The organism is Williamsia sp. z71 (assembly GCF_059553375.1).
Genome location: NZ_JCANWX010000005.1, coordinates 347669 through 363261, shown reverse-complemented (window position 1 = coordinate 363261; position 15593 = coordinate 347669). Strand labels below are relative to the sequence as shown.

At 65.5% G+C, this 15593-nt stretch carries 13 protein-coding genes; 10 read left to right on the top strand and 3 right to left on the bottom strand.

Annotation, left to right across the window (positions count from 1 at the left end):
* Positions 1 to 29 precede the first annotated feature (29 nt).
* From AC51GR_RS14745 to proB, 10 genes are all read left to right on the top strand, one after another.
* A complete protein-coding gene (locus AC51GR_RS14745; protein WP_496325381.1) occupies positions 30 to 2705 on the top strand; it encodes a valine--tRNA ligase in 2676 nt (891 codons plus the stop codon).
* Entirely contained in the window at positions 2702 to 4129 is a 1428-nt protein-coding gene (folC, locus tag AC51GR_RS14740; RefSeq protein WP_496325380.1) for a bifunctional tetrahydrofolate synthase/dihydrofolate synthase, read from the top strand. Before AC51GR_RS14745 ends, folC begins: the two co-directional genes overlap by 4 nt.
* Positions 4126 to 4557, top strand: coding sequence for a DUF4233 domain-containing protein (locus AC51GR_RS14735; protein ID WP_496325379.1), 432 nt, complete (start codon positions 4126 to 4128; stop codon positions 4555 to 4557). Before folC ends, AC51GR_RS14735 begins: the two co-directional genes overlap by 4 nt.
* 141 nt (positions 4558 to 4698) lie before the next feature.
* On the top strand, positions 4699 to 5094 hold the full coding sequence (locus tag AC51GR_RS14730; RefSeq protein ID WP_496325378.1) for a hypothetical protein: 396 nt from the start codon (positions 4699 to 4701) through the stop codon (positions 5092 to 5094).
* A gap of 32 nt (positions 5095 to 5126) precedes the next feature.
* Positions 5127 to 5540 carry a nucleoside-diphosphate kinase gene (ndk, locus tag AC51GR_RS14725; RefSeq protein ID WP_496325377.1) on the top strand — a complete coding sequence of 138 codons (414 nt, stop codon included), beginning with the start codon at positions 5127 to 5129 and terminating at the stop codon, positions 5538 to 5540.
* A 343-nt stretch (positions 5541 to 5883) separates the two neighbouring features.
* Positions 5884 to 9192 carry a translation initiation factor IF-2 N-terminal domain-containing protein gene (locus tag AC51GR_RS14720; RefSeq protein ID WP_496325376.1) on the top strand — a complete coding sequence of 1103 codons (3309 nt, stop codon included), beginning with the start codon at positions 5884 to 5886 and terminating at the stop codon, positions 9190 to 9192.
* A gap of 171 nt (positions 9193 to 9363) precedes the next feature.
* Positions 9364 to 9675: a 50S ribosomal protein L21 gene (gene rplU / locus AC51GR_RS14715; RefSeq protein WP_496325375.1), complete on the top strand. Its 312-nt coding sequence runs from the start codon at positions 9364 to 9366 to the stop codon at positions 9673 to 9675.
* A gap of 30 nt (positions 9676 to 9705) precedes the next feature.
* Positions 9706 to 9969, top strand: a complete 264-nt coding sequence (gene rpmA, locus AC51GR_RS14710; protein WP_496325374.1) for a 50S ribosomal protein L27 — start codon at positions 9706 to 9708, stop codon at positions 9967 to 9969.
* Positions 9970 to 10072: 103 nt separating this feature from the next.
* Positions 10073 to 11539: a GTPase ObgE gene (obgE, locus tag AC51GR_RS14705; protein WP_496325373.1), complete on the top strand. Its 1467-nt coding sequence runs from the start codon at positions 10073 to 10075 to the stop codon at positions 11537 to 11539.
* Positions 11533 to 12639 carry a glutamate 5-kinase gene (gene proB, locus AC51GR_RS14700; RefSeq protein WP_496325471.1) on the top strand — a complete coding sequence of 369 codons (1107 nt, stop codon included), beginning with the start codon at positions 11533 to 11535 and terminating at the stop codon, positions 12637 to 12639. Before obgE ends, proB begins: the two co-directional genes overlap by 7 nt.
* Here the strand turns inward: proB and AC51GR_RS14695 are convergent.
* From AC51GR_RS14695 to ectB, 3 genes are all read right to left on the bottom strand, one after another.
* The gene (locus AC51GR_RS14695; protein ID WP_496325372.1) at positions 12612 to 13523 is read right to left on the bottom strand and encodes a Sir2 family NAD-dependent protein deacetylase; all 912 of its coding nucleotides are present in this window, start codon (positions 13521 to 13523) and stop codon (positions 12612 to 12614) included. The two genes, proB and AC51GR_RS14695, sit on opposite strands and share 28 nt — an antisense overlap.
* 179 nt (positions 13524 to 13702) lie before the next feature.
* Positions 13703 to 14101 carry an ectoine synthase gene (locus tag AC51GR_RS14690; protein ID WP_496325371.1) on the bottom strand — a complete coding sequence of 133 codons (399 nt, stop codon included), beginning with the start codon at positions 14099 to 14101 and terminating at the stop codon, positions 13703 to 13705.
* Between the two features lie 38 nt (positions 14102 to 14139).
* Positions 14140 to 15417, bottom strand: coding sequence for a diaminobutyrate--2-oxoglutarate transaminase (ectB, locus tag AC51GR_RS14685; RefSeq protein ID WP_496325370.1), 1278 nt, complete (start codon positions 15415 to 15417; stop codon positions 14140 to 14142).
* Between the last annotated feature and the right edge of the window lie 176 nt (positions 15418 to 15593).

Below are 15593 nucleotides of genomic sequence, written 5' to 3'. Positions count from 1 at the left end.
CTTGCCGGACGACTGCCTAGAATTGGCCGGTGACCGAATCGACCGCGCATTCCGCCAGCAGTCCCACCGCCCTGCCCAAGGCCTGGGATCCAGGTGCGTACGAGGGCGAGCTCTACCAGGGGTGGGTCGACGCCGGGTACTTCACCGCCGACCCGTCCAGCGACAAGCCGCCATTCTCGATCGTATTGCCCCCGCCGAACGTCACGGGGTCGCTGCACATGGGACACGCGCTCGATCACGTGCTGATGGACGCCCTGTGCCGGCGACGTCGTATGCAGGGCTACGAGGTCCTGTGGCTACCGGGCATGGACCATGCCGGTATCGCCACCCAGAGCCTGGTCGAGCGTCAGCTCGCCGCCAAGGGCGAGAACAAGGACGACCTCGGGCGTGAAGAGTTCATCAACCGGGTCTGGACGTGGAAGGCCGAGTCCGGCGGCACCATCGGCACGCAGATGCGCAGTCTCGGCGACGGCGTCGACTGGTCGCGCGAACGCTTCACGATGGACGAGGGTCTGTCGAAGGCCGTTCAGACCGTCTTCAAGCGGATGTTCGATGACGGTCTGATCTACCGCGCCGAACGGCTGGTGAACTGGTCGCCGGTGATGAAGACGGCCATCAGCGACATCGAGGTCAAATACGCCGACGTCGAAGGTGAACTGGTCAGCTTCCGTTACGGCTCCCTCGACGACAACGAACCGCACATCGTGGTGGCCACGACCCGGCTGGAGACGATGCTCGGTGACACCGCGATCGCCGTGCACCCCGACGACGATCGGTACCGGCACCTGGTCGGCACCGAAATCGAGCACCCGTTCGTCGACCGCAAGATCCCGGTGATCGCCGACGATTACGTCGACCCCGAGTTCGGTACCGGCGCGGTGAAGATCACCCCGGCCCACGATCCCAACGACTTCGCGATCGGTTCTCGCCACCACCTTCCGATGCCGACGATGATGGACGAATCGGCGCGCGTGGCCGGGACCGGCACCGAGTTCGACGGTCTGGATCGTTACGAGGCGCGCGCCAAGATCCGCGAAGTGCTCGCAGCGCAGGGTCGCATCGTCAAAGAGGTGCGTCCGTACGTGCACAGCGTCGGTCACTCCGAGCGCAGTGGTGAGCCGATCGAGCCGCGCCTGAGCATGCAGTGGTGGGTCCGCGTGGAGACCCTGGCCAAGGCCGCCGGCGACGCGGTCCGCAGCGGCGAGACGGTGATCCATCCGAAATCGCTCGAACCACGCTGGTTCGCCTGGGTCGACGACATGCACGACTGGTGCATCTCACGTCAATTGTGGTGGGGTCACCGGATTCCGGTCTGGTACGGACCTGACGGCGACATGGTCTGTGTCGGGCCCGATGAACAGCCGCCGGCCGGATACGTGCAGGACAACGACGTCCTCGACACCTGGTTCTCGTCGGGTCTGTGGCCGTTCTCGACGATGGGCTGGCCCGAGGTCGGCGACGAACTCAAGAAGTTCTATCCCACATCGGTTTTGGTGACCGGATACGACATCATCTTCTTCTGGGTCGCCCGGATGATGATGTTCGGCACGTATGTGGCCGGCGAACTGGGCAAGGAGATCGGCCACGATGCGCCGGTCCCGTTCCGGAACGTCTTCCTGCACGGTCTGGTGCGCGACGAACACGGCAGCAAGATGTCGAAGTCGAAGGGCAACGGCATCGACCCGCTCGACTGGGTCAACCAGTACGGAGCCGACGCGCTGCGATTCACCCTGGCGCGCGGCGCCAACCCGGGAGGAGACCTCTCGGTGGGCGAGTCGCTCGCGCAGTCGTCCCGGAACTTCGCCACGAAACTCTTCAACGCCACCAAGTTCGCGTTGATGAACGGCGCCGCGGTCGGAGAACTCCCGGCGCGTGAGGACCTCACCGACACCGACCGGTGGATCCTGGACCGGCTCGAACAGGTCCGCCGCGACGTCGACGCCGGATTCGAGGCATACGAGTTCTCCAAGGCCTGCGAGTCGTTGTTCCACTTCGCGTGGGACGAGTTCTGTGACTGGTACCTCGAACTGGCCAAGGTTCAATTCGCGCGCGACGACGAAGCCCGTTCGGCCGCAACGAAAATCGTGCTCGGCACCGTCCTCGACGAACTGCTGCGGATGCTGCATCCGGTGATGCCTTTCGTGACCGAGGTGCTGTGGAAGACACTCACCGGCGGCGAATCGGTGGTCATCGCGCAGTGGCCGACCGCCACGGGCGTCGAGACGGACACCGTTGCCGCCAGGCGCGTCACCGACACCCAGAAACTGATCACCGACATCCGTCGCTTCCGCAGCGATCAGGGCCTCAAGCCGTCGCAGAAGGTGGCTGCCGAACTGATCGGCCTCGACGAGGCCGATCTCGCCGGCCAGCGCGACTACATCGACTCCCTGGCCAAGCTGAACCGGGCCGAAGACGGTTTCTCGGCGACCGCGACGATCGAGGTGCGGCTGGCCCAGAGCACCGTGACCGTCCAGATCGACACCTCGGGCACCATCGACGTCGAGGCCGAGAAGCGCCGATTGACAAAGGATCTGGCGCTGGCGCAGAAGGAGCTCGAGACGACCACCGCCAAACTCGCGAACGAGCAGTTCCTGTCGAAGGCGCCCGAACCGGTCAAGGAGAAGATCCGGACCCGGCAGCAGATCGCCGGTGACGAGGTGGCCAGGATCACCGCCAAGATCGAGGCGCTGGGTTCCGGATCATGACCGAACCGACAAATCCCGACCATCCGGCCCCGACCGCCGACGACCTCGCCGAGCTGGCAGAGGTCGAGGCGCTGCTCGACACCCGCTGGCCGGAGACCCGGATCGAACCGTCCCTGGCCCGGATCTCGGCGCTGATGGATCTGCTGGGTTCGCCCCAGAAGGGCTACCCGTCGATCCACATCGCCGGCACCAACGGCAAGACCTCGGTGTCCCGGATCATCGATGCGCTGCTGACCGCACTGCATCGCCGCACCGGCCGGATCACCAGTCCTCACCTGCAATCGGCCACCGAGCGGATCTCGATAGACGGGGTGCCCATCTCACCGCGGACGTACGTGGACACCTACCGCGAACTCGAGCCGTACATCGACATGATCGACGACCGGTCGCTCGCGGCGGACGGACCCCGGATGAGCAAGTTCGAGGTCCTCACCGCGATGGCGTACACCGCATTCGCCGAGGCCCCGGTCGAGGTCGCCGTGGTGGAAACCGGGATGGGCGGTCGCTGGGACGCGACCAACGTCATCGATGCCACGGTGTCGGTCATCACGCCGATCGCGATGGACCACAAAGACTTTCTCGGGGACACCCTGACCGCGATCGCGGAGGAGAAGGCCGGGATCATCAAGAAGGCGCCCGATTCACTGGTGCCGACCGATCCGGTGACCATCCTGGCGGTGCAAAAACCCGAGGTCGCCGACGTGTTACTCCGGGCGGCTGTCGAAGCCGATTCGTTTGTCGCACGTGAAGGTTCCGAGTTCGCGGTGCTCGAACGGCGCACGGCCGTCGGTGGGCAGTTGCTGACGTTGCAGGGTCTCGGTGGCGAATACCCCGAGGTGTTCCTGCCGCTCCACGGCGCCCATCAGGCGTCGAATGCAGCGCTTGCGCTGGCCGCGGTGGAGGCGTTCTTCGGCGCCGGCGCAGATCGGCAACTGGACATCGAGGCCATCCGCGCCGGGTTTGCCGCCGTCACCAATCCGGGCCGTCTCGAACGCGTGCGTTCGGCGCCGACGGTCTTCCTCGATGCCGCGCACAATCCACATGGTGCGGCAGCACTGGCGACGGCACTGGAGGAAGAGTTCGATTTCCGGCGTCTGATCGGTGTCGTCAGCGCGATGGCGGACAAGGATGTGGCGGGGCTGCTGCGCGCCTTCGAGCCGATTTTCGACGTCATCGTGTTGACCCACAACGGTTCTCCACGTGCGATGGATCCGGAACTCCTTGCCGAGGTGGCGGTCTCGATCTTCGGGGAAGAGCGGGTCCAGGTGCACGGCTTCCTGCCGGATGCGGTAGAGGCGGCCATCGAACTCGCCGAGGAGAACCTCGATGACAGCGGCATGATGTCCGGGACTGGTGTGGTGATCACCGGCTCGGTGGTGACCGCAGGTGCCGCGCGCACACTCTTTGGTAAGGATCCGGCATGAGTGAGAACGACCCCACCGATTCCCGCGGACCGACTCCGCAGCGGTTCACCCCGCCCAGCGTCGACCCCTGGCGGGGACTTCGTGGTGTGATGGCCGGGACGCTGATCCTCGAGGCGATCGTCATCGCACTGGCCTTTCCCATCGTGTGGCGGGTCGGCGGGGGACTGACTGTGTGGTCGGGTCTCTACCTGGGACTGCTGACTCTGGCGATGATTCTCGGTTCGGGACTGCAGGGCCGCAGCTGGGCCCTGCCGTACAACCTTGCGCTGCAAGTCATCACGATTGCCGGGTGGGCCATCCACTGGTCCATCGGTGTCGTGGGTGTCGTATTCGGGATCGTCTGGGTGTACATCGCATATATCAAACGCGATGTGCGATTGCGGATGGAAAGTGGCCAACTGAACGGCCAGGAACCGATCGACGACTGATCGTCGTGGCCCGGGGGTGTTGTTGCTCGAACGTAACCTGGAAAACGGGCATTTGGGGTGTTGCCGAGTGGTCGGCGCTGACAAGATCGCCTACACGTCATCTTTGACCCCCATTCTGTGATCGAAAGGTCTGTGCTCTCTATGTCGCGTACCCCGAAGTTTTTTCCTGCCGCCTGTGCCGCACTCGGCGGTGTTGCCTGCGTTGCCGCCGGGTTGGTCGTGGGAACCGGCGCGGCCTCGGCAGAGGTGGGTTCACCGCTTCCGGTCGGTGACGGCCAATGGGGATACATCGCCACGCATGCGCTCACCGAGCGTGCCGCCGACATGAACCTGCCGGAGTTCGTCGCATCGATACCGGTGCCCGGGGAGTACAAGCTCGCAAACCTGGCGATGGCGGCCCGGTTCGACATCGCTGTGAACGAGGCGCTGACCTCACCGGGCGGTTGTGTACAGGTGGTCATCGATCCGGCTCCCACCGGCGGCGGCGTCTTCAGCTACGGATTCTTCTCGGTCGCCGGGGAGTACTGCCAGCCGTGAGGCGGCGCGGGGTCTCGGGTTAGGCTTGCCCGGTGACTGAACGCACTCTGGTACTGATCAAGCCCGACGGTGTGAACCGCCAACTCGTCGGGGACATCATCGGCCGAATCGAGCGAAAAGGCCTGTCGCTGGTGGCGATGGAGCTCAAGACCGTCAGCGACGACATCGCCGCGGGCCACTACGCCGAGCACGAGGGCAAGCCCTTCTATCCCCCGTTGCTCGAATTCATCACCTCGGGGCCGCTGGTGGCCGCGGTACTCGAGGGCCCCCGGGCAATTGCCGCTTTCCGGCAGATCGCCGGCGGCACCGACCCCGTGGAAAAAGCCGTTCCCGGAACCATCCGTGGCGACTTCGCGTTGAGCACCCAGTTCAACCTCGTCCATGGTTCGGACTCGCCGGATTCCGCAGAGCGCGAAATCGCGCTCTGGTTCCCTGACCTCGGCTGATCGCCCGGCAGTCCTCCGAGTTTGCGTCGAACTCGGAGGACTTGGCCGCGGCCTCCTGGTTGTGTGGGATACTGGCTGAGGTTGTCGAGCCCGTCGGGCGCCGACGACCAGATGATCAGATCGGGTGCTCGGTCCCCAGGTCGCATGGATTCTCATGCGGTGTGGCGTGGACATCGTGGCGCTCGAGAAAGTCAATCATCACGCCAGGCATCGCCGGCGGGTGCGGGGAACGTCTCACATCCACCGGGCGAAGCGAGACCTAACAATCCCGGCCGAGGCCGGGTAAATAGCACAGCCCTCGCGTGGCCGCGTTTATCCGCGCCCGGGGGCTTGAGGAGAATACGTGGCCGACACGCAGTCGCCGGACGAACTGAACAACAGCAGTTCGGCACAAGAGTTTCCGCACAAGATGCGAGTGCATGCACTGGCAAGACTTCTGGGGCTGAGCAGCCGTGAAGTGCTGGTGCACCTGGCAGACATGGGGATCGCCGCTCGCAGCCCCCAGTCGAGCATCGTGCGAAGTACAGCCATCGCTGTTCGCGACAAGATCGCTGCTGGTGAAGGTGCCGAACCGGCACCAGACGTACCTGCCGCCGAGGCAGAGGTCCCCGTTGCGCAGAGCGAGCCGCCGGCCGCCGAGGCCGATGCCCCCGCGGCAGAGCCCGCCCTCGAGGCCGAGCCGACGCGTGCCCGTGCACCCCGGGCATCCCGCAAGAAGGCGGCCGAGCCGCTGAATCTCTTCTCCGCTGTCGACGAGGACACCGCGCCGGCACCGGAACGACCCGCCGCAGCGCCCGGACATGCCGGGTCCCCGTTGTTCCTGTCCGCAGAACCGGTCCCGGCTGCCGCCGTGGACGACCGGGACGAGTCGGACTCGGATTCTGACACCGACGAAGACGACGGTGATGCAGGTTCCCGCCGGCGCCGTCGGGGCCGTCGTGGTCGTGGCCGCGGGCGCGGTGAGATCGCTGCCGAGGGAACCGACGAGGACACCGCCGACGCGCATACCGATACCGAGTCGGACGCTGCGGTCGAGGCCGATACCCCGGCAGTGGACACCGAGGTCTCCGAGACCGCGGACTCCGACGAAGACAAGACCGACTCGGACAAGCCCGAGGCCCGCAGCGGCAACCGCCGCAAGCGCAGTCGCTCCAAGAAGCCGCGGGTCGATGCCGACACGGAGCAGGTCGTGACCGCGTCCGGTTCCGAGTCGTCCGATACCGACGGCGACGAGAAGACCGATTCCTCGACCGAATCATCCGCGGACGATTCCGAGAGCTCGGACGACCGCGGGACCGGCGAGCCGACGGACTCGGACTCCGACGACTCGGATGAGTCCGGCGATGCGGGTTCTGCCAACCGTCGTCGTCGTCGCCGTCGCCGTCGCAAGGGTGGCGAGAGTGACGACGCCACGACCACCGACGATCCGCCGAATACGGTTGTGCACGAGCGCGAACCCCGCAACAAGTCGCGGAGCCGCGACGAGGTGCAGGGGATCTCGGGTTCGACGCGCCTGGAGGCGAAGCGTCAGCGTCGTCGTGACGGCCGCGACGCCGGTCGTCGCCGTCCGCCGATCCTGAGCGAGTCCGAGTTCCTGGCCCGCCGCGAATCGGTCGATCGTGTGATGGTCGTGCGGGAACGGTCCGGCGTGGCCGCAACCGTGACCCACGAGGCACACGGCGACCATGCGTCGTCGGACGCCTCGCAGGCGACCCGCGACTACACCCAGGTCGCCGTGCTGGAAGACGGCGTTCTGGTCGAGCACTTCGTGACCACCTCGAACTCGTCGTCGATGGTCGGCAACATCTACCTCGGCCGGGTTCAGAACGTCCTGCCCGGCATGGAAGCCGCCTTCGTCGACATCGGCCGGGGCCGCAACGGCGTCCTGTATGCCGGCGAGGTCAACTGGGATGCCGCCGGTCTCGATGGCGGGTCGCGAAAGATCGAACAGGCGCTGCGCCCGGGAGATCCGGTCCTGGTGCAGGTCAGCAAAGATCCCGTGGGCCACAAGGGTGCCCGCCTGACCACGCAGATCTCCCTGGCCGGTCGTTACCTGGTGTACGTGCCGGGTGGCGGATCGACCGGGATCAGCCGCAAGCTGCCCGACACCGAGCGCAAGCGACTCAAGCAGATCCTCGGGAAGATCGTCCCCGACGACGCCGGCGTGATCATCCGCACCGCGTCCGAGGGCGTCTCCGCCGACGAACTGACCCGTGACATCGAGCGTCTGCAGCAGCAGTGGGAAACCATCAACGCCGCGACACCGTCGGCGAACAAGTCGAAGACGGCTGCACCCCAGGCCCTGTACGAGGAGCCCGACCTGCTGGTCAAGGTCGTCCGCGACCTGTTCAACGAAGACTTCAAGAAGTTGATCGTCGAGGGCAACGGTGCATGGAACGAGGTCGAGGGCTACGTCCGTGGCGTCGCCCCGGATCTCCTCGATCGCGTCGAGCGCTTCGAGAAGCCACACGCGGACTCACCTGACGTCTTCGACGTGTACCGAATCGACGAGCAGCTGGCAAAGGCGTTGGACCGCAAGGTCTGGCTGCCCTCCGGCGGTACGTTGATCATCGAGCACACCGAGGCCATGACGGTCGTCGACGTCAACACCGGCAAGTTCACCGGTTCCGGCGGCAACCTCGAAGAGACGGTCACCCGTAACAACCTGGAAGCCGCCGAAGAGATCGTGCGGCAGATGCGGTTGCGGGACATCGGCGGCATGATCGTCGTCGATTTCATCGACATGGTTCTCGAGTCGAACCGGGATCTGGTGTTGCGCAGGCTGACCGAGGCACTGGGACGCGATCGCACGCGGCACCAGGTGTCCGAGGTGACGTCACTCGGTCTGGTGCAGATGACGCGTAAGCGTTTGGGCACCGGACTGCTCGAGGCCTTCTCGACCACCTGCACCTGCTGCAACGGCCGCGGAATCATCGTGCACGCGAACCCCGTCGAGATCTCCACCGGCGGCGACGATTCCAGCCGTGGCGGAATCGATTCGAAGCGTCCGCGCCGAAATCGTCGGAGCGGCAAGCCGGATCAGCCGGCCGTCGCGCAGGTCGTCGAGTCGAAGCCGGCTGCCCACAGCCCGGCCGAACATCCGATGTTCCGGGCGATGGCGAGCCACACCCCGGACACCGATACCGAGGCCGGCGATACCCAAACCCCGGGCACGGACATCGATTCGGGCACGGGCGACCAGGCCCCGCAGCCGCAGACCGAAACGAACGCTCCGACAGCGGTCGCTGAGACCGCACCGGTGGTACGTGAACGCAAGCGGGCACCGAAGTCGATCGTTGTCGCCGCACCGAAGGTCGACGAGTCCCCGGTGACGGATGTCACGGCGACCGAGAAACCGGTCCCGGAGACGAAGATCGACACACCGGCCGCCGCTGACGGCGAGTCATCGTCGGAGGCCGCACCGGCATCCACCGCGCACGCGGCGCCGCCCAAGCGGCGGCGCGCGGTCAGGCGCAAGCCTGCAGTTTCTCCGCCTCCATCGCAGCCTGCGGTGGTCGTAGAGGTGGCTCCGGCCGCACCCGTCACCACGTCGGGTCCGGTGGGAGCAACCACAGAACCGGCAGTTGCCGTACGTCGCAAGCCGCGACGCAGGGCGGCCGGACGACCGGCAGGACCGCCGGTCGAAGAGTGAAACACGCTCGATAGGGGAGCTGGTTTGACCTGGTCGGCCATACTCCCGTAACCTTGCCAAGTCGCCATTCGGCGGACGGATAGCGCTGTGTCTGTTATGCAGCGCCCGGCCGGATCGGCAACGGGCAAGAGCCCGAATGAACCACGACAGACAGTTAGAGGTAGCTCTCCGATGGCAACGTACGCGATCGTCAAGACCGGCGGTAAGCAGTACAAGGTCGCTGAAGGCGATCTGGTGAAGGTCGAGAAGATTGACAGCAAGCTCGGTGATACCGTCTCGCTGCCCGTGACGCTTGTCGTCAACGGCGCTGATCTGACCACCGACGCTGACAAGCTCTCGAAGATCTCGGTGACAACCGAGGTCGTCGAGCATGTCAAGGGTCCGAAGATCAAGATCCACAAGTTCAAGAACAAGACCGGCTACCACAAGCGCCAGGGGCACCGTCAGAAGCTGACGGTTCTCAAGGTCACCGGTATCAAGTAACACGCCCACACACTTCTCAGGAGAACAGTCATGGCACATAAGAAGGGTGCATCCAGTTCGCGCAACGGGCGCGATTCGAATGCCCAGCGACTCGGTGTGAAGCGCTTCGGTGGCCAGCAGGTCAGCGCCGGCGAGATCATCGTTCGTCAGCGCGGCACGCACTTCCACCCCGGCGTCAACGTCGGACGTGGCGGCGACGACACTCTGTTCGCTCTCTCTGCCGGTGCGGTCGAGTTCGGTGCCAAGCGTGGCCGCAAGACCGTCAATATCGTCCCGGAGCCTGTGCAGGCCTGATCCGGCGCAGCCAGCTCCACAAAGCTATAGCTCCTAAGGGGCGGGCAGGGTCACTCGATCCGGTCCGCCCCTTAGAAATTTCCTAACTCTCGCAAGGTGAAAAATGTCTAGATTTGTTGACCGCGTGACGATTCACGCGACCGCGGGCAACGGCGGCCACGGCTGCTCCTCTGTTCATCGCGAGAAGTTCAAACCGCTCGGTGGTCCCGACGGCGGCAACGGTGGCAATGGCGGCGACGTGACCCTGGTGGTCGATTCGCAGGTCCACACGTTGCTCGATTTCCACTTCCACCCACATGCCAAGGCCGGCAACGGCAGGCCCGGTGCCGGTGCCAACCGGGATGGCGCAAAGGGTGAACCGCTGATCCTTCCGGTTCCCGATGGCACGATGGTCCTCGACCCCGACGGCAAGCTCTTGGCCGACCTCGTGGGGGAGGGCACCACATTTGCCGCTGCCTCCGGTGGCCGTGGTGGTCTCGGAAACGCCTCACTTGCCTCCAAGGCGCGCAAGGCCCCCGGCTTCGCCCTGCTCGGTGAAGAGGGTGAGGTCCGTGAGCTGGTCCTCGAACTCAAATCCGTCGCCGACGTCGGACTCGTCGGCTTCCCGTCGGCAGGCAAATCGTCTCTGGTTTCGGTGCTCTCGGCGGCCAAGCCGAAGATCGCCGATTACCCCTTCACCACGCTGCGCCCCAACCTCGGTGTGGTCAACAGCGGTTCGGACATCTTCACGATCGCCGACGTCCCGGGTCTGATCCCCGGCGCTTCGGAAGGTCGCGGGCTCGGCCTCGACTTCCTCCGCCACATCGAGCGCTGCGCGGTGCTGGCCCACGTGGTCGACTGTGCCACCCTCGAACCCGGTCGTGACCCGGTCACCGACATCGACGTACTCGAAGCCGAACTGGCCGCGTACCAGCCGGTTCTGCAGTCCGACACCGGACTCGGCGATCTCGCGAGCCGGCCGCGCGTGGTGATCCTGAACAAGATCGACGTGCCCGACGCCCTCGAACTCGCCGAGATGATCAAACCTGAACTGGAGCAGCGTGGCTGGCCGGTCTTCATGATCTCGGCGGTCGCCCACAAGGGACTCAAAGAACTCACCTACGCACTTGCCGACCAGGTGCGGCAGTACCGGATCGATCACCCCAAGCCGGTTGCCCGCCGCCCGGTGATCCGTCCGATCGCGACCGACGACAACGGCTTCTCGGTGATCGCCGATCCGGACGAGCCCGGTGGCTTCATCGTCCGCGGTACGCGCCCGGAGCGCTGGATCAAGCAGACCCAGTTCGGGAACGACGAGGCGGTCGGCTATCTCGCCGACCGGCTCAGCCGACTCGGTGTGGAGGCAGAACTGGTCAAGCAGGGTGCCGAAGCCGGATGCATCGTCACCATCGGTGACGTGTCGTTCGAATGGGAGCCGCAAGTCGCTGTGGCAGAAGACTTCCCGATGAGTGGTCGTGGGTCGGACATCCGGCTCGATCGCCCGGATCGGATCGGAGCCGCCGACCGTAAGATCGCGCGGCGCCTGCGCCGCGGCCTCGATGTGGAACTCGAGGATCCGGACGAATCGTGACCAGTGTTACCCGGCAACAGATCACGGGTGCCCGCAGCATTGTTGTGAAGATCGGTTCATCGGCGCTCACGGACCTGACCACCGGTCTCGACGTCGGACGGCTCGACGCGCTCGCCGATGCACTCGAAGCCCGGATGCGGGCGGGTTCGGACGTCATCGTGGTGTCGTCCGGGGCGATCGGTGCGGGTATCGCGCCACTGGGTCTGAAGGCCCGGCCCAAAGATCTCGCGACCAAGCAGGCCGCGGCCAGCGTCGGCCAGCTCGCACTGGCACACGCCTGGCACACATCCTTCGCCCGTTATGACCGCACCGTCGGCCAGGTCCTGCTGACCGCGCACGACGTCTCGCTGCGCGCTCATCACGCGAACGCACAACGGACACTTGATCGCCTGCGTTCGCTGGGTGCGGTCGCGATCGTCAACGAGAACGACACCGTGGCCACCAACGAGATCCGGTTCGGTGACAACGACCGGCTCGCTGCCCTGGTGGCGCATCTGGCCGGGGCGGACGCACTGGTACTGCTCTCCGATGTCGACGGTCTCTACGATGGTGATCCCCGCAAAGGGGACGCCTCATTCATCCCCGAGGTGGGTGGACCCGAAGATCTCGACGGTGTGATCGCCGGTAGCGGTGGCGCACTGGGTACCGGCGGAATGGCGTCGAAGCTGTCCGCCGCGCGCCTCGCCGCCGATGCCGGACTCCCGGTCTTGTTGGCCGCCGCGGCCGATGCTTCTGCTGCGCTCACCGACGCGTCGGTGGGTACGGCGTTCGCGCCACGCCCGCACCGTCTTTCGGCTCGCAAGTTCTGGGTTCGGCATGCCGCCGAGGCCACCGGACGGTTGATCCTCGACGACGGGGCCATCCGTGCGGTCGCCCGGGCTCGGCATTCGTTGCTGCCGGCCGGCATCGTTGCGACGAAGGGCCGCTTCTACAACGGTGACGTGGTCGACCTGGCCGATCAGAAGGGCCAGACCCGAGCGCGAGGCGTTGTCGCCTACGACGCCGGGGAAGTGGCCAAGATGATCGGGAAATCGACATCAGACCTGCCGGCGGACTTTCGCCGGCCGGTGGTTCATGCCGACGATCTGGTGGCGCTGTAGCGGTCGTCCTCGGCGTTGCTGAGCAGTTCGAGTACTTGTGAGCAGGGCCCGTCGATCTTGATCGTCGCGTACTCGTCGCCGCGGGTATGGCCGCGGTTGACGATGTGGATCGGCGTGCCGTTGCGCCAGGCCCGTCGAACGAAACGCAGACCACTCATCACGGTCAGGGACGACCCGAGGACGAGTAGCGCATCGGCGTCGTCGACCATCGCAAAACCTTGCTCCACAATGCTTTTCGGAACGCTCTCGCCGAAGTACACGATGTCGGGTTTCAGTATCCCACCGCACGCCGGACAGTCGACCATGACGAAATCGGTGGTGTCGGCGACCACCACATCGGCATCGGGAGCCACCTCGATGGCGCCCCGGCCGCGGATGCGGGTGACGAATCCGGCGTTGTGCGGCTCGAGCAGATCTGCGAGCCGGTGGCGGCTCATCACGTCGGCGCAGCTCAGGCAGCGGACCCGGCCGTAACTTCCATGGAGATCGATGACGGCCCGGTTGCCTGCCTTGAGGTGGAGCATGTCGACGTTCTGGGTGATGATGCCGTTGATCCGGCCATCGCGCTCCAGAGCGGCGAGCGCGCGGTGGCCGGCGTTGGGCAGGGCGGCATCCATATGTCGCCAGCCGATGTGATTGCGCGCCCAGTAGTGCCTGCGGAACTGTGGCGAACTCAGGAACATCTCGATGGTCATCGGTGTGCGGGCCGGGGCGTCCGGACTGCGGTAGTCGGGGATGCCGGAATCGGTCGACATGCCGGCGCCGGTCAGTACCAGCGCTCGCTTCCCGGCGAGCTCCTGGCGGAGCTGCCGTACCCGCGCGGGCAGGTCGGGGTCTGGGTCGGTGGGCTCTGCGGGTTCCCACTGCACCGGGCGGGTTTGCACGCCGTCCAGGATACGCAAAACTCGGCACCCCTATCGGGGTGCCGAGTTCATCTTGCGCCGATTCGGCCGAAGGGGAAATCCGAAGCGTCCGGGCAACTGGTGCATCGCACAATGCACCAGGACAGCGCTACCCGGCGCGGGCCCGGAAGCACGGAGGGCTCCGCGACGGCCGAACCGAGTCAGGCGCCGACGGTGACCAGTGGGTAGACACCGTTCTCGTCGTGGGTCTCGTTGCCGACGACGGGCGGATTGAACACGCACAACATGCGCATCTGGGTATCAGCGGTCACGGTGTGACGCTCGTTGCCGTTGAGCAGGTACATCGAGCCGGGGCCCAGTGGGTACTTCTCACCGGTTTCGCGGTCGAGCAGCGTGCCCTCACCCTCGATCAGCCAGACGGCCTCCACGTGATTGGCGTAGTGGAACTCGTTGACCGTCCCGGCCTTGATGGTGGTCTCGTGGAACGAGAACCCGACGAGGTCGCCTCCGAGCACGATGCGCTTGGAGCGCCAGTTGCCGTTCTCGGCCTCGATGTCGCGGTCGGTACCGGTGATCTCCTGCGTGGTGCGCACGATCATATGAAAACCTTTCTGTTGCAGGAGAGTTCGTTTAGAACTCAGGAATGGAGGATGTCCGCGGTCGCCTGGCTGAGAATCGCCAGCCCCTGATCGAGCTCGGCGTTGGTGATCGTCAGCGGCGGCAGCAGTTTCACGACCTCATCGGACGGGCCGGCCGATTCGACCAGCAGGCCCCGGTCGTAGGCGAGCGCGCAGACCTTGGCGGCCTTGTCGGGGTCCTCGAAGACCAGGCCCTGGACCATGCCGCGGCCGCGGGTGCTGATGCCCTTGTGGGTGCTGCAGAGCGAGATGAACGCATCGCGGATCCGCTCGCCCTTGGCGATCGTCTCCTTCTCGAAGGTGTCGTCCGACCAGTAGTGCTCGATCGCCTTCGTGGCGGTGACGAACGCGGGGTTGTTCCCGCGGAACGTACCGTTGTGCTCGCCGGGCGCCCACACGTCCAGGTGCGGCTTGAACAGCGTCAGGGCCATCGGTAGTCCGTAGCCACCGATCGACTTCGACAGCGTGACGATGTCGGGCACGATTCCGGCCTCCTCGAACGAGAAGAAGGCGCCGGTACGGCCACAACCCATCTGGACGTCGTCGACGATCAGCAGGATCTCGCGTCGCTTGCACAGTTCGGACAGGGCGCGCAGCCATTCGGGGCGGGCCACATTGACGCCACCCTCACCCTGCACGGTTTCGACTATCACCGCGGCCGGGCGGTTCAGTCCGCTGCCCGAGTCGTCGAGAACGCGCTCGAACCAGCTGAAGTCCTCGACCACACCGTCGAAGTAGTTGTCGAACGGCATGGGGGTGGCGTGCACCAGCGGGATGCCGGCGCCGGCGCGCTTCATCGAGTTGCCCGTCACGGATAGGGCACCGAGGGTCATTCCGTGAAAAGCGTTGGTGAAGTTGATGATCGAGGTGCGTCCGGTGACCTTGCGGGCCAGCTTCAGTGCGCTCTCCACGGCGTTCGTACCGGTGGGGCCGGGGAACTGGACCTTGTAGTCGAGTCCACGCGGCAGCAGGATCTTGTCCTGAAACGCTTGCAGGAACGCACCTTTGGCGGTGGTGGACATGTCGAGTCCGTGGGTGATCCCGTCGTTCTCGATGTACTCGAGCAGTGCGGCCTTCAGCACGGGATTGTTGTGTCCGTAGTTCAATGCGCCTGCGCCGCCGAAGAAGTCGAGATACTGGTTGCCGTCGCGGTCGGTGACCCACACGCCCTTGGCGCTGGTGAAGATCGCCGGCCATGCGCGGCTGTAGCTGCGGACCTCGGACTCACGGGTCTCGAAGATGTTGGCCGAAAAGGTTTCTTGCGTTGAGGTAGTCATATTTCCTCCGATGGGTGCGAAAGGTGCCCGTTTCTCGCCTGAACGAATCAGGGGCAACAGGTCGATTTCGTACTGAGTTGGGAGCGCTGGGCGGGCGGGTCGATCCCGGCTTCCGCCAAGGTGTGTGCGGCGATGGCTACGCCGCAGGCCGCCGGCCAGGCGGATGGGATGGAGCG

Bases quoted from the DNA above. Each gene is read 5' to 3' on its own strand.
- folC (WP_496325380.1), top strand. From the start codon at position 2,702: ATGACCGAACCGACAAATCCCGACCATCCGGCCCCGACCGCCGACGAC.
- AC51GR_RS14735 (WP_496325379.1), top strand. From the start codon at position 4,126: ATGAGTGAGAACGACCCCACCGATTCCCGCGGACCGACTCCGCAGCGG.
- AC51GR_RS14730 (WP_496325378.1), top strand. From the start codon at position 4,699: ATGTCGCGTACCCCGAAGTTTTTTCCTGCCGCCTGTGCCGCACTCGGC.
- rplU (WP_496325375.1), top strand. From the start codon at position 9,364: ATGGCAACGTACGCGATCGTCAAGACCGGCGGTAAGCAGTACAAGGTC.
- rpmA (WP_496325374.1), top strand. From the start codon at position 9,706: ATGGCACATAAGAAGGGTGCATCCAGTTCGCGCAACGGGCGCGATTCG.
- obgE (WP_496325373.1), top strand. From the start codon at position 10,073: ATGTCTAGATTTGTTGACCGCGTGACGATTCACGCGACCGCGGGCAAC.
- AC51GR_RS14690 (WP_496325371.1), bottom strand. From the start codon at position 14,101: ATGATCGTGCGCACCACGCAGGAGATCACCGGTACCGACCGCGACATC.
- ectB (WP_496325370.1), bottom strand. From the start codon at position 15,417: ATGACTACCTCAACGCAAGAAACCTTTTCGGCCAACATCTTCGAGACC.